9 protein-coding genes and 1 pseudogene are annotated in these 13907 nt (G+C 77.7%); 5 read left to right on the forward strand and 5 right to left on the reverse strand.

Going from position 1 to position 13907, the window contains the following annotated elements; translation table 11 throughout:
* Positions 1–125 precede the first annotated feature (125 nt).
* Positions 126–1031, forward strand: coding sequence for a helix-turn-helix domain-containing protein (locus ACWD3O_RS10830; RefSeq protein WP_451415641.1), 906 nt, complete (start codon positions 126–128; stop codon positions 1029–1031).
* Between the two features lie 61 nt (positions 1032–1092).
* Positions 1093–2064 (forward strand): AraC-like ligand-binding domain-containing protein, encoded by a 972-nt coding sequence (locus ACWD3O_RS10835; RefSeq protein ID WP_451415642.1) that lies wholly within the window; start codon positions 1093–1095, stop codon positions 2062–2064.
* Between the two features lie 93 nt (positions 2065–2157).
* Here the strand turns inward: ACWD3O_RS10835 and ACWD3O_RS10840 are convergent, their stop codons facing one another.
* Positions 2158–4926 carry an AAA family ATPase gene (locus tag ACWD3O_RS10840; protein WP_451415643.1) on the reverse strand — a complete coding sequence of 923 codons (2769 nt, stop codon included), beginning with the start codon at positions 4924–4926 and terminating at the stop codon, positions 2158–2160.
* Positions 4927–5094: 168 nt separating this feature from the next.
* The gene (locus ACWD3O_RS10845; RefSeq protein ID WP_451409139.1) at positions 5095–6177 is read right to left on the reverse strand and encodes an alpha/beta hydrolase fold domain-containing protein; all 1083 of its coding nucleotides are present in this window, start codon (positions 6175–6177) and stop codon (positions 5095–5097) included.
* A 260-nt stretch (positions 6178–6437) separates the two neighbouring features.
* Here ACWD3O_RS10845 and ACWD3O_RS10850 point away from each other — a divergent pair, with 260 nt between their 5' ends.
* Together ACWD3O_RS10850 and ACWD3O_RS10855 are read left to right on the forward strand one after the other, a co-directional pair.
* Positions 6438–7526 carry a helix-turn-helix domain-containing protein gene (locus tag ACWD3O_RS10850; protein ID WP_451415644.1) on the forward strand — a complete coding sequence of 363 codons (1089 nt, stop codon included), beginning with the start codon at positions 6438–6440 and terminating at the stop codon, positions 7524–7526.
* Between the two features lie 202 nt (positions 7527–7728).
* A pseudogene (locus ACWD3O_RS10855) lies at positions 7729–8460 on the forward strand (helix-turn-helix domain-containing protein); the annotation flags it as partial.
* A gap of 60 nt (positions 8461–8520) precedes the next feature.
* On the opposite strand, the gene ACWD3O_RS10860 reads toward ACWD3O_RS10855, so the two are convergent.
* Entirely contained in the window at positions 8521–11370 is a 2850-nt protein-coding gene (locus tag ACWD3O_RS10860) for an AAA family ATPase (RefSeq protein ID WP_451415645.1), read from the reverse strand.
* Positions 11371–11587: 217 nt separating this feature from the next.
* Here ACWD3O_RS10860 and ACWD3O_RS10865 point away from each other — a divergent pair, with 217 nt between their 5' ends.
* Positions 11588–12001 (forward strand): SsgA family sporulation/cell division regulator, encoded by a 414-nt coding sequence (locus ACWD3O_RS10865; RefSeq protein WP_451409136.1) that lies wholly within the window; start codon positions 11588–11590, stop codon positions 11999–12001.
* A 621-nt stretch (positions 12002–12622) separates the two neighbouring features.
* On the opposite strand, the gene ACWD3O_RS10870 is transcribed toward ACWD3O_RS10865, so the two are convergent.
* Together ACWD3O_RS10870 and ACWD3O_RS10875 are read right to left on the reverse strand one after the other, a co-directional pair.
* Positions 12623–13360, reverse strand: a complete 738-nt coding sequence (locus ACWD3O_RS10870; RefSeq protein ID WP_451415646.1) for a YoaK family protein — start codon at positions 13358–13360, stop codon at positions 12623–12625.
* A complete protein-coding gene (locus tag ACWD3O_RS10875; protein ID WP_451409134.1) occupies positions 13341–13865 on the reverse strand; it encodes a DoxX family protein in 525 nt (174 codons plus the stop codon). The genes ACWD3O_RS10870 and ACWD3O_RS10875 overlap by 20 nt, the downstream gene beginning before the upstream one ends.
* Positions 13866–13907: the final 42 nt, after the last annotated feature.

Below are 13907 nucleotides of genomic sequence, written 5' to 3' on the forward strand. Positions count from 1 at the left end.
CGCGCGGAAGCCTGCCCGGCCCCGACCCCGACCCCGACGGCGGCGGACCCCCGCGCCGCCGTCTTGCGCGCCGAACCGCGCCTGGGGTATTCAGTCGCCCATCGTGCGCGTACGGGGGAGAGACCATGGTGGTTCCGGACAGGGACGCGTCGCCCGTCTCCCCGCCGGGAGGTCCGCACGTCCGGGGCGAGGTGTGGGACCTCGACGGCCTGATCCTGTTCGCCCCGTGGAGCACCGGCTCCCGGCCGGCGCGCACCGGGCGGCACGTCCGGCGGGAGACCGGTCCGGTGCTGGGCGTCGGGCTGCGGACCACGGGGGCGGGCGGGCGCGAGGTCCCCGGTGGACGGCAGCCGGCCGGAGCGCTCGACGTCCACGTGTGCGACCCGGCGGTTCCGCACCGGTGCGCCTGGCCCGGCAGGAGGACGGCGTCGGGGCTGCTCGTGCCGCTCGACCGCCTGGGCGTCTCCGTCGCGTGCGGGGAGAAGGCGGCCCCGCGTCTGCAGGCCTGCCCGCTCCACCCGGTCGTGCACCGGCACCTGGCGGATCTGTTGCGGGATCCCGGGGCGGTCGCGGCCGACCCCGGCGCCCCGGACGTGGCCCGGGCGACGGTCGGGCTGGTGCGGGCGCTGCTGGTGTCCGCCGCCGCGGACGACCGGCCGCCGCTGAGCCGTTCGGTGGCGGACGACACCCTCCTCACCCGCGTCCGGGCGTTCGTCCGCGAGCACCTGGCGGATCCGGCGCTGGGCCCGGAGATGATCGCGCGGCAGCACGGTGTCTCGGTGCGCGGTCTCTACGGTCTGTTCCGGCGTGCCGGGACCAGCCTCGAACAGTGGATCATCACCGAGCGTCTGGAACAGGCCCACGAGGACCTCGCCTCCGCGGCGTGCGACGGCCTCACGGTCGAGGCCGTCGCGCGGCGCCGCGGCTTCGGCCAAGCGAGCCACTTCGGCCGGCGGTTCCGCGAGGACTACGGAATCTCCCCGGGCGCCTGGCGGCGTCTCGCCCGCTCCGGGCGGCCCGGGCGCTCCTGACCCGCCGCCCCGTCACCGCTCCACCTCGCCGACAACAGACACCCAGTGACACGGGAGCACCATGCTGCTGCTGGACCTCGACACCGTGGCTCCGGAGGACCGCGTCGACGCCTTCCACCACGCCCTGACCAACGACAACGTGCCCAACCGGATCGTGCACGAGAAGCCCCACGGAGGCGTGCGGGCGCGGATGGAGGCGTGGTGGGTCGGCGGCCTGCCCCTGCTGTCCACCCGCAACACCGGCTTCTCCCTGCACCGGACGGACTGGCACATGCGCCGGCAGCGCAGCAGGCCGGGCATCTCGGTCTCCCTGCAGCGCCGGGGGGTGGGGCGGGCGGAGATGTGCGGCCGGCAGCAGCTGCTCGGGCCGGGTGACGTCACCGTCTTCCACGAACTGGTGCCCCGCGTCTACGGCTGGTCCGGGGACGGGGCCTCGCAGGTGATGCTCATCGACGCCGACGACATCGCCCTGCCGGTGGAGCTGGTGGCGAAGGCGACCCTGCGGCTGCGGGCCAGCCCCCTGCACGACCTGGTGCTGGGCCACCTGCGGGAGCTGTGGCGCGACCCCGGCCGGCTGGAGGCCGACCCCGCGGCCGACGCGCTGGCGCGGAGCACCACCGACCTGGTGCGGGCCCTGCTGGTGTCCGCCGCGCGGGACCGGGACGACACGGCGGTGCGGTCGGTCATGGGCGAGACCGTGCTCACCCGGGCGATGAGCTACGCACGGCAGCACCTGGGCGACCCGGGCCTCACGCCCGAGCGGATCGCGGCGGCGTGCTCCGTGTCGGTGCGTCAGCTGTACCAGGTGCTGCGGCGCGAGGGCGTCGCCCTGGAGCAGTGGATCATCGCCGAGCGGCTCGGGGCGGCCCGCGCCCTGCTGGCCTCGCCGCGCCACGACACGCTCACGGTGGCGGCCGTGGCCGCCCGCTGCGGCATCACCGACGCCAGTTGGTTCGCCCGCCGGTTCCGCGCCGCGTACGGGATGTCGCCGCGCGAGTTCCGCCGTCACGGGCGCGGGGAGCCCGGCGCCTGAGGGACCCACGGGCCGCGGGCCGGGGATGCCGGGGGCCGCGGATGCCGCGGGCCGGGGCCGGGGGTCGGGGGCCGGGGGTCGGGCGGGCGCGGCTCACCGGTCGTCGGCCGACCGCACGGCGTGCGCCAGGGCGGCCCGGGAGGAGACGTTGACCTTGGGGAAGATCTTGTAGAGGTGGGTGCCGATCGTCCGCGGCGAGACCTTCAGCCGCTCGGCGATCTCCCCGTTGGTCAGCCCCGACGCGACCAGCCGCGCGATGCGGGCCTCCTGCGCGGTCAGCCCCCACTCCCCCGCGGGACGGGCACTGGCGACGACCGCCCCGGCGGCCCTGAGCTCCTCGGCCGCCCTGCGCTGCCAGGGCCCGGCGGCGAGCCGGCCGAAGACCGCGTGGGCGGCCCGCAGGTGCTCCTGGGCCTCCTCGGGCCGGTGCCGGCGCCGCAGCCACCGGCCGTGGCGCAGCTGCACCCGGGCCAGCTCGAACGGCCACTTCTCCGCGCCCGGCATCGCCCGAACGGCGCGGGCCAGGTCGTCCGCCTCGTCGTCCCCGGCCGTGACGGCCTCGGCGGCGGCCAGCACGAAGGCGTGGTGCGGGGAGATCTCGCCGAGGCGCCGGGCGCGGGCCGCGGCCACGTGGGCGAGCGCCGCGGCCCGGCGGCCGGTGTCCAGGGCCGCCTCGACGAGGTCGAGGAGGACGTGGTGGGGGTGGGGCTCCTCCGCCGGGAAGGTGCCCGGCGGGGTCAGCGAGGCCGCCAGGGCGAAGGCCGTGTCGTACTCGCCGAGGGTCAGCGCGCAGGTGGCGCGCATGCCGGTGAGGCGCCGCAGGAGGTAGGACTGCCCGCGGGCGCGGGCCCAGGGCTCGATCCGCCCGGCGACGGCCTCCAGCGCGTCCCGCTGCCCGCGTCCGGCGTACACGCGGGCCTCCGCGTGCAGGAACATCCGGGCGTGGAAGCCGCAGCCGCGTTCCCGGGCCGTCCGCGCGCCCTTGCGGGCGACGGTGAGGCAGCGGTCCCAGCGGCCGCGGACCCAGTCGTCCAGGCAGGTGGCGTTGTCCACGTAGGCCTGGGTCAGGTAGGGCGCCTGCTGGGCGAGGCGGTGCCACAGCTGGGCGTGCTCGTCCACCTCGTCCAGGGCCGCGGCGATCCACAGCAGCGGCCAGGCGTCCGCGCCTTCCTGCCGGGGCGTGAGCGGCGCGACGAGGGCGCGCAGCCGCTCGGCGCCGCCGTGCCCGCCGGCGGCCGGGTCGTGCCAGACGTCGAAGGAGAGGCGGGTCGCGGGCGGGGAGTGCGGCAGCTCCTCCTCGAGCGCCTCCCAGAGCGACGGCCGGTTGGAGCAGGTGGCGGTGAGGTGGAGCAGGAAGCGGGCGGCACCGTGCAGCGCGGCCGTGTCCTCGCCGCCCCGGAAGGCGGCGAGGACGTCGGGCAGGACCTCGGCGGCGCGGGTCAGGTCGCCGTCGCGCTGGAAGCGCACGTAGGCGTCCGTGAAGTCCCACAGGGCGCGGTCGCCGCGCGTCGGCGCTCCGGTGGCCTCGGCCTCGGCCAGCAGGTCCGCGGCGAGCGTCACCTGGCCGGCGACGGACGCGGTGTGGGCGGCGGCCGTGAGCCGGGCGCCGCGCCGGTCACGGTGAGGGCTGAGCCGCGCGGCACCGGTCAGCAGCGTCACGGCCTCCGGGTGCCCGCCGCGCCGCGCCGTCCGCTCGGCCGCCCGTTCCAGGCGCCCGGCCAGGGCCTCGTCCGGGCCGATCGCGGCCGCCGCCAGGTGGGCGTCCCGGCGTTCGTCGTCGGGCAGCGCCGCCGCCAGGGCGCGATGGGCGCGCCGGCGTTCGGCGGCGGAGGCCGCGCGGACCACGCAGGCCCGCACCAGGGGGTGGCCGAACGTCAGCCGGGCGTGCTGCAGGCGCACGAGCCCGGCCCTCTCGGCCGGTTCCAGGGCGGTCTCCGGGAGCGGTTCGCCCGCGGCGGCGGCCGCCTCCAGCGCGAGCCGCACGGGCTGCTGCCCGGGTCCGGCCAGCGCGCACAGCAGGAGCAGGCGGCGGGTGGGCTCCTCCAGCACGACCAGGCGCGCGGCGAACGCCTGTTCGATGCGTTCGCCGAGCGGCAGGTCCTCCGGCAGCGGAAGCCGCCCCGTCCGGTGCGAGCGGTCCAGCTGGGCGGGCAGTTCCACCAGCGCCAGCGGATTGCCGGCCGCCTCGCGCAGCAGCCGGGCCCGGGCCTCCGTGCCCAGCTCGGGGTGGCGCCGCTCCAGGAGCGCGGTGGCCTCCGCGTCGGTCAGCGGGGCCAGGTCCAGCAGGCGCGCGCCCGTGCTGTCCAGGCGGGACGGACCGGGCAGTGCCCCTTCCGTGCGGAGGCCCACGGCCATGACGACGGGCAGCGGGGCCAGTCGGCGCTGCACGAAGGAGAGGATCCGCGCGCTCGACGCGTCCACCCACTGCAGGTCGTCCACGACCAGCAGGACGGGCCGGTCCTCGGCGGCCCGGCCCAGCAGCGCGAGGGTCGCCGCCGCCACGGCCAGTCCGCCCTCGGCCTCCCCCTGCTCCGTCCCCAGGGCGCGTTCGAGGGCCAGCCGCTGGGAGTCGGTCAGCGCGTCCCGGTGGCCGGCGGGCAGCGACCAGACCAGCTGGTGCAGCACGCCGAAGGCGAGGTCGGCCTCCTGTTCGGAGCCGGCGAACCGCAGGACCCGCAGCCCGGACTCCGCGGCGAACGCCGCCACCCGCTCCAGCAGGGCGGTCTTGCCGAGACCGGCCTCTCCGCGCAGCCACAGGGCACGGCCGCGGTCCGCCACCTCCCGCACCGCTTCCCGCAGGACGCCCCACGGCGCGTCGCGGCCCACCAGCGTCCCGTCGTCCTCGCCGGCCTGTCCTCCCATCGGCCCGCACCCCTCCGCCGGCCGCACCCGCACCTCACCTCCGGAGCCACCCGCTCACCGGCTCCGGCTCCGGCTCCGACGCTAGGCGTGCGGCGCCCCGCCGTCCCGGGCGCTGCGGGCAGGGGCAAGAACCGTGCGGGCACAGCACGGAAACCGGGGGGTGGGCCCTCACCAGGCCCGGTGCAGGGCGACGTGCAGGGTGTCGAGGGTCTGCACGCGGGCCGCGCGGCTCGCCCAGCTGTGGCGCAGCGGGTCGAAGAGGACGAAGCCGTGGATCGTGCCCTGGTAGCGCGCGGACACGACGGGCACGTCCGCCGCCCGGAGCCGCGCCGCGTACGCCTCGCCCTCGTCGCGTACCGCGTCGGCCTCGGCGGTCAGCACCAACGCGGGTGGCAGGCCGCGCAGTTGGTCGGCCGTCGCCCGGGCGGGCGAGGCGGTGGCCGCGGCCCGCGGCGCGCCGTCGGGGAGGTAGCGCTGCCAGAAGGCGCGCAGGGCCGCGCCGCCGACGACGTAACCGCTGGCGAAGAGCCGGTGCGAGGCGGTGCCCATGCCGGCGTCCACCACGGGACAGACCAGCACCTGGTACAGCAGGTCGACGTCGCCGCGTTCCTTGGCGAGCAGGGCGAGGGCGGCGGCCAGGTTGGCGCCGGTGGAAACCCCGTAGACGGCCACCCGGCAGCCGTCGAGGCGCCACTCCGCGCCGTGCCCGGCGATCCAGCGCAGCACGGTGTACGCCTGCTCCAGCACCACCGGATGCGGGGCGGTCCCCGCGAGGTCGTACTCGGGGACGACGACGGCCGCGTCCACGCCGAGGACCACGTCCTCCAGCAGCCGCTGGTGGGCGCCGGCCGTGGTCCGGACCCCGCCCAGGCCGTGCAGGTAGAGGACGACCGGCAGGGCCTCCTCCGCGCCGGCCGGGCGCAGGATCCGCACCCGGACGCGTTCGCCGTCGTCTCCGGGGAGGGCCAGCCACTCCTCGTCGACGTCGGGGGACCTCTCCGCCTCGCCGAGCAGCGCGGCGGTGCGGTCGCCCGCGTCGCGCGCGTCGCGCGCCCGGTCCCGGTCGCCGGGCGCCCGGTGGTCGGCGGACGCGTCGCGGTCGCCGGGAGCCGCGGTGGCGCGGGCGCCGGTGCCGGTGCCGTAGGCCTCGGTGTCGCGGGCGTCGGTGCCGGAGGTGTCGGTGCCGTAGGCGTCGGCGAAGGCCTGAACCGGCCGTTCGAGGACCGGCGGCGGTTCGGAGCGATGGTCCACGAGTGACTCCTGCGCGCGGGCGCGACGCCCGGATCGACGGCTACCGGAGCACCACCCTAGGGCCCGGCCCCCGGCGGACGGCCGACCTGGGTGAACGGGACATGCCGCTGCGCGCACACCTGTTGCCCGAGCCGGTCCGATCCGCACGGGTACCGATGCGCGCCCGGCCCGCGCGGCGGCACGTCGAATGACCTAGATGCCCCGGGTCCGCCGCCCCCAGGGTGGAGCCGAGGGCCGGTACGACGACGTGAGGAGCGCGCATGGAGGAGAGGCCCGAACGGCCCACGGCGGGACCCGGTGCCGTACCGGCCGCGCCCGCCTCCTGGCAGGACCGCTTCGACGCCCTGGTCGCCCCCGCCCGGTACGAGTGGCGTGCCCCGGCCGGCGCGGAGGCCACCGCGGCCGTGGCCCGGCTCGGCCAGGTGAGCCTGCTGTCCGTGGCGGCGGGCCCGGTGCGGGTGCACCGCACGCCACGGCTCGTCACCGGGGCCCCCGTGCACCGGGTGGCCCTCGCCGTGCAGGGGCCTGGCGCCGCGACGCTCACCCAGGACGGGCGGAGCGCCGCCCTGCACCCCGGGGACCTCGCCTTCGTGGACCCGCGGCGGGCGTTCTCGCTGGAGCAGCGGCAACCGTTCGGCATGCTGCTGCTGGTGCTGCCGGAGCGTCTTCTGGGGCTGTCCGCCGAGCGGGCCGCGGGGATCACCGGCCGCGCGGTCGGCCGGGAGACCGGCACGGCGATGCTCCTCGCCCCCTTCCTGGAGCAACTGCCGCACACCGCACGCCAGGTCCCGCCCGCCGTGGCGGAACTGCTGGCCGGGAGCGCCGTGGAGGCCCTCGCGCTCCTCGCCGACGAGGCACTTCCGCAGGACGACGTCCCTCCGGGGGACTCCCGCCACCACCTGGTGACGCTGGTCCGCCGCTACATCGACGAGAACCTGGCGGATCCGGGCCTCTCCCCCGAGCGGATCGCCGCCGTCCACCACATATCGGTGCGCTACCTGCACCGGCTGTTCGAGGGCGAGGGGGTGACGGTGGGCCGGCTCATCCGGCAGCGCCGGGTGGAGGAGTGCGGAGGTGAGCTGGCCCGGCGGGGGCGGGCCAGCCCGACGATCTCCGCGGTGGCGCAGCGCTGGGGCTTCCAGAGTCCCGCCCACTTCAGCCGGACCTTCAAGGAGGTGTTCGGGGTGCCGCCCCGGCAGTGGCGGCTCACCGGGCTCACCGGGCTCCCCGTGTTCCCCGGGCCCCGTGGTCCGGCCCTGCCGCCGGTCGCGGCGGGCGGCGTCCGGCGGGCGGTCCCGGTGACGGAGACGGCCGATCCGGCCCTGTTCCCCCGGCAGCCGGTCACATGACCTACATGACCGCTGCCGGGAGCGGCGACGGTGGATGGGCGGACGTCGTGTCCGTCCAGCTCGCCCACCCGCCGGGGAGTACGTCATGCAGATTCCCTCCGCCCGAACGGCAACGGCGGCCCCGTGCCCGCCGCGTCCCGCCCCCGCGCCCGCGCCACGCCTCAACCGCCTCCCGTTCGACGTCCTGCCGGGCATCGAGGTCATGGATGCCGCGCACGCGTCCGGGGAACGCCGGATCCTCGTCTGCGCGCCGCTCGGTGACGCCCCCGCGGCCGGGCAGCGCGCGGACGGCCCGGTCGCCGGCGGCCGGTTCGCCCCGGGCCGGCTGCTCCTGGCCGACTCGGCCCGGCCCTGGCCGGCGGGCACCGGGACGGCCGCTGCGGCCGTGGCCGTGCTGTCGCTCCCGCGGCCCCACCTCCTGTGCCCCGACGAGCGCCTCGCCCACGCCTGCGGCCGGACCTACGACGCGACCCGGGGCACCGCCTCCCTGCTGCGCCTGCTGCTGCTCGCCCTCGCGCGACGGGAGGCGGACGCCTGGACCGAGTGCGCGGCGGTGCGCCTGCGGAACCAGCTCGCGGACCTGACCGCCGCGCTGGTCGTCGAGGCGACCGAGCAGGAGCCGGCGGACGGGGACGCGGAACTCCTGCGCCGGGTGCGCGGCTGGGTCGACGAACACCTCGCGGACCCGGGGCTGAACCCCGCGGCGGTGGCGGCGGCCCACTTCGTCTCCGTCCGGCGGCTGCACAAGCTCTTCGAGGTCCGCGACGAGACGCTCAGCGCCTGGATCCAGACGCGCCGGCTGGAGGAGGGGCGGCGCGAACTCGGCCGCGGCGACGGCCGGCGGACGAAGGTCGGCGCGGTCGGCGCCCGTTGGGGCTTCGTCAACGCGGCCCACTTCAGCCGGGCCTTCCGCGCCCGCTACGGCGTCTCGCCCCGGGACTGGCGGGACCTGCGGGCCACGACGGCGGGCGTGCGGCCCGCCGACGGGGTCACCTCAGCCGGGCAGCCGGTCGCGCCCCCGCCCGCCCCCGCCGCCGGGCCCCCGCTCGTCCCCGCCGTCGTGCCCCCGCTCGTCGCCGCCGTGCCCCCGGGCGGAGCCCGGCTCGTGCCCGCGGTCGTCGCCGAGGGCGCGGGAGATGGCCGCCCGTGAGGTGATGCCCAGCTTGGGGAAGATCTTGTACAGGTGGGCGGCGACGGTCCGCGGGGACAGCTGCAGCAGTACGCCGATCTCCTTGTTCGTCAGTCCCGTCCCGGCCAGGCGGGCGATGCGCAGTTCCTGGCCGGTCAGCGCCGCCGGCCCGCCGTCCCGGGCCGCGGCCGGGTCGCCGATCGCCTCCAGTTCCTCCGCGCAGCGGTCGGCCCAGGGGCCGGCGTCCAGCCGGAGGAACGTCTCCCGGGCCCGCCGCAGCGTCTGCGCGGCCTCGGCCCTGCGGCGTCGGCGCAGCCACGCGCCGTGGGCCAGCCGCAGGCGGGCCATGGGGAAGACCCACTGCTCGGCCCCGGGCACCGCGTACGCGGCGCGGAACCGGGCCTCGGCCTCCTCCTCGGGCGCCGCCAGGGCCTCCGCGGCGGCCAGCAGGAAGGCGTGGTGCGGTGACATCCCGGCCATCCGGGCCGCCCGGCCCGCGGCGACGTGCGCCCGGGCCTCCTCGGTGCGTCCGGTGCGCACGGCCGCGTCGACCAGGTCGAGGAACGGCAGGTGGAACCAGGCCATGCCGTCCGGCAGCGTTCCCGGCGGGGTGAGCCGGGCGAGGACGCGGTAGGCGTCGGCGGCCCGCCCGTGCGCCAGGGCGGCGAGGGCGCCCAGGTGGGTGAGGTGGTCGGTGACGAAGCGCATCCGGGCCGCCTCGGCCGCCGGCCGGATCCGCTCGTCGATCTCCCGCAGCCCCCGCTCGTCGCCCCGGCCGGCGAGGACGTGCGCGTAGTAGTGCCGGAACAGCAGGGCGTTGCAGTGGTAGCCGAGGGCGTCCGCCGCCTGCGCCTCCTGCAGGCACTCGGGCGCGCTCTCCCAGCGGCCGCGCAGGAAGTCGTGGTGGAGGCGGGCCTTGGCGATCGACCCCGTGGTGGCGTAGGTGTGCTCGCCGGTGGATCGGCGCCACAGCTTCTCGTCGGCGGCGTCCACCGCCGAGGCCGTCCACAGCAGCAGCCAGGACGCGCCGGCCTCCTGCTCCGCGCTCATCGCGGCGGTGAGCGCCTCGAGTTCGCCGATCACCCCGTGCGCGGTGCGCGCCGGGTCCCGCCACGCGCGGGCGCACAGCCGGGCCAGGGGCGACACCTCGTCCGCGTACCGGTCCAGCGCCCGCCTGCCGCGCGGGTCGCCGGTGTACGCGGTGGCGAGCAGCAGCTTGAAGTACATCTGCTCGGCCAGCCCGTCGAACCGTTCGGCGCCGGTCCGGGAGAGGGCTTCCAGCGCCTCGGGCAGCAGGGTGAACGACGACTCGAAGTCGACCAGGTGGCTCTGGTCGACGTACACGACGGCGAAGGCGAACAGCGGGGCGAAGTCCGCCGGGATCGTGAGCCGTCGCAGTTCCTCGACCAACTGGGCGGCGTGGGCGAGCCGTCCGCCGCGCGCCGACATCACGGCGGCCCACACCAGGCGTTCGGCGTGGCTCCCGGGTTCGGTGCTCAGCGCGGCCGCACGGTCCATCAGCGCCGCCCCCTCGGCGTCGCCGCCGCGCCGGGCGAGGCCGCGGGCGGCCTCCTGCAGCCGCCGGGCGAGCGACTCGTCGGGCCGCACGGCGGCGAGCGCCTCGTGCACGGGGCGGCGCGGATCGTCCGCGTCCAGGCCCTCGGCCAGGATGCCGTGGGCCCTGCGCCGTTCCTGCGGCGAGGCGAGGGAGATGACGGCGCTGCTGACCAGGGGGTGGCGGAAGGAGAGGGTCCCCCGGTCGTCCAGCCGGGCGAGGCCGCTCGCCTCGATGTCCGCGAGGACCGCCTCGGCGTCGAGGCCCGGCGCCGAGCCGAGCCAGGCCACGCCGTCCCAGGCGGTGGCGGAGCCGAGGGCGGTGAGCAGCAGGGTGAGCGCGGCGTCGGCCGAGAGCGCCATGATCCGGTCGGTGAACAGCAGTTCCAGCCGGTCGCCGAGGGGCCGCGGTCCGTCGGGGTGCCCGAGGGGGGCGAGGACGCCGCCGGGCTCGGGGTGGAGCCGCCGCGGGAGTTCCATCAGCGCCAGGGGGTTGCCGCGCGCCTCCTCCAGCACCCGGGTGGACTCCGCCTCCGACAGGCCGGGATGGGTGCTGCGCAGCAGGGTCTCGGCGGCGCCGTGCTCCAGGGCGCCGACGTGCACCAGGTCCGCGCCCCGCGCCTCGGCGGCCGCGCCCTCGTCGCGCCCCGCGCTCACCATGACCACCGGCAGGGTGCTGATGCGCCGTCGCAGGAACGCGAGGACCGCCGCGCTCGACGTGTCGACCCAGTGCAGGTCGTCGACGGTGATCAGCAGCGGGCGTTCCCGGGAGGCCTCGGCGAGCAGGTCGAGCGCCGCCCCGCCGAGCATCACGCCGCCGGGCGGTTCGCCGTCCCGCAGTCCCGTCGCGCACTCCAGCGCCTCCCGCCCGCGGTCGGGCACCGCGGTGGGACGCCTGAGCAGGGGCCACACGATCTGGTGGAAGGCGCCGAAGGCGAGCTCCGCCTCGGCCACCGAGCCGACCGCCGCGAGCACCTCGAAGCCACGCTCGCGCGCCCGGGCCGTGGTCCAGCCCAGCAGGGCCGTCTTGCCGATGCCCGCCTCGCCCCGCAGCGTCACCGCAAAGCCGCCGGAACCCTCCAGGACCGCCTCCAGCACCCCGTCCAGAAGCGCCAGCTCCCGCCCGCGTCCCACGAGTTCGCGTTCGCCCGCCCCCGACATCCGCACGCCTCCCCCGGTCGCACCGAGGTGCACTGTACCCGCGGGCCCCGGTGTCCTCCGCCGGCTGCGGGGAGGCGGTTCGCGGGCCCGTCCCTCTCGTCCCTCTGGGACAACATCCCGTTCGTCCGACGGCAAGAACCGGCCAGGTGGCGCCCTACCGTGACGGCACGAGACGAATCCCCGGGCCCTGCCGGCGCGGGAGCGATGGGGGTGCCCTGTGCGTCAGGTCCTGCACGAGGTCGTCGTGCACGTGGTCGTGGACGACGTGCCGCCGACGCCGCTGACGGCGGAACTGCGCTACGACCGGACGGACCCGTACGCGGTGCGCCTGTCCGTCGGTGCGCCCGGCCCGGACGCGGTCCACTGGGTGTTCGCCCGCAGCCTGCTGGCGGAGGGGGTGCGCAGGCCGGCGGGCGCGGGGGACGTCCTCGTGTCGCCGCACCGGCGCGACCGCCGTTCCTGGGTGCGGGTGGTCGTGCGGTCCAGGGCGGGCGCGGCTGTGCTGGAGATCGCCGCGCCCGCGGTCACCGCGTTCCTGAGCCGGACCGGCCGGCTGGTGCCGCCGGGCACGGAGGGACGGCACGTCGACCTCGAGGGCGTGATCGCCGACCTCATGGCGGACCGCGACTGAGCGCCGCCCCACGACGGCGGGGCGGCGAGGGCCGGCCAGGACGGCGCGGGGCCGCGACGGACGGCGGACGACGGCGGGGCGGCGAGGTACGGCAGGACGGCGCGGGGCCGCGACGGACGGCGGATGACGCCACGCAGCGCGGCCGAAGCGCCGCGATCATCACGGCGGAGGCGCCACGAAGGGCAGCGGAGGGCCACGCAGCCGGCGAACGGGCCGCGAAGGACTGCGCAGGGGCCACACGGCACGGCGGAGGCGCCACGCAGCACGGCCGAAGGGCCGTGAACGACAGCGGAGGGCCACGCAGCCAGAGCGAACGGGCCGCGAGGGACGGCACGCAGGGGCCACGCAGCACGGCGGAGGCACCACGCGGCACGGCCGAAGGGCCGTGAAGGACAGCGGAGGGCCACGCAGCCAGAGCGAACGGGCCGCGAGGGACGGCCCGCAGGCGCCACGCCGCACGGCGGAGGCGCCACGCGGCGGAGGCGCCACGCGGCACGGCCGAAGGGCCGCGGAGGACAGCGGAGGGACCGCGAAGACGGCGGAGGGGCCCGGCACCCGTCAGGTGCTGGGCCCCTCCGCGCGGTGGCGTCCCGTCGCGGCCGGCCGCCGGGGCGGCGCGGGTCAGGGACGCGGCCGGACCCAGGCGGCGTCGGCCGACCGGTACCGGTGGGCGGCCGCGGCGACGGCCGCCAGCAGCGCCAGCGTCAGCGCGAGCGTGGCCACGAGGTGCCCGGCGAGGACCAGCGCCCCGCCCGTCAGCGCGCCGAGGAACATGGCGGCCACCGACAGCACCCGCCGGCCGGGACGTGGCGCCTCGCCCCCGGCCGGGCCGGAGTCCGCGGCGAGACCGGTGAGGGTCAGCGTCAGCACCGTCGTGGTGAGGTCGGGGACGCCCAGGCGGCGGGCGACCGCGTTCTGCAGCCCCATCGCCAGCCCGAGGAACGCGATCAGCGTGTACTGGACGCCCGGGGTCACCCGGCCGTGCGCGACGGCCGCCGCGACCACGGCGGCCGCGACCAGCGCGGTCTCCCCGGCCGCGGCCGCCGCCAGCAGGCGGGCCCGGTGCCCGGCGAACCGGGTACCGAGCCTGCCCCCGGCCAGCGCGCCGAGGAGGAAGGCAGCCGTCGAGGCCACCGGCGCGAGGGCCGACAGTTCGGCGTCCCCGGCCAGGGCGAAGCCGAGGAACACCACGTTGCCCGTCATGTTGGCGACGAAGACGTGGCCGAGCGCCAGGTAACTCACCGCGTCCACCAGCCCGGTGGCGACCGTCAGCGCCAGCAGGAGGGGAGGCAGCGGGCCGTGCGTCTCCTCGCCCCGCGGCCACAGGGTGCGGAAGGCGTCACCCAGCAGCCCGCGCACGCCCGGCCCCTCCCCCCGCCGTCGCCGGCCGGTGCAGGACCAGGCGGGTGAGCAGCCCGCTCCCGGGACCGGCCACGACGGCGGCCGGCGCCGCCCACAGCGGCCAGGAGGTGAGGCCCAGCAGCTGGTCCGCGGACCACCGCCCGGGCCCGGTGAGGGCCAGGGCGGCGGTGACGGCCACGAGGACCAACGGGTACTCGTAGCCGTCGTTCTGCACCCACAGCCCCTTCGGCCGCTTCACGGTGACCGCGACGGTCATGACTCCCGCCGCGACCGCCGCGGCCAGGGGGGTGAGCAGCCCGGCGGCCAGGAACAGACCGGAACCGATCTGGCCGGCCCCCGCGGCGAGCGCCGTCAGCCGGCCGCCGCGGAACCCGTCGCGGCGGAACTCCTCCGTCCCGCCCGCCAGGCCCCCGCCTCCGAGGTGGAAGCTCACCTTCTGCACCCCGTGCCCGGCGATGAGCAGGCCCACCACCAGCCGGAGGATCAACAGTCCAGCGTCCATCACGTTCCCGCCTGCCGTAGCCGAGTGCCGAGTGCCGTTCCG

The organism is Streptomyces sp. NPDC002640, assembly GCF_053592575.1.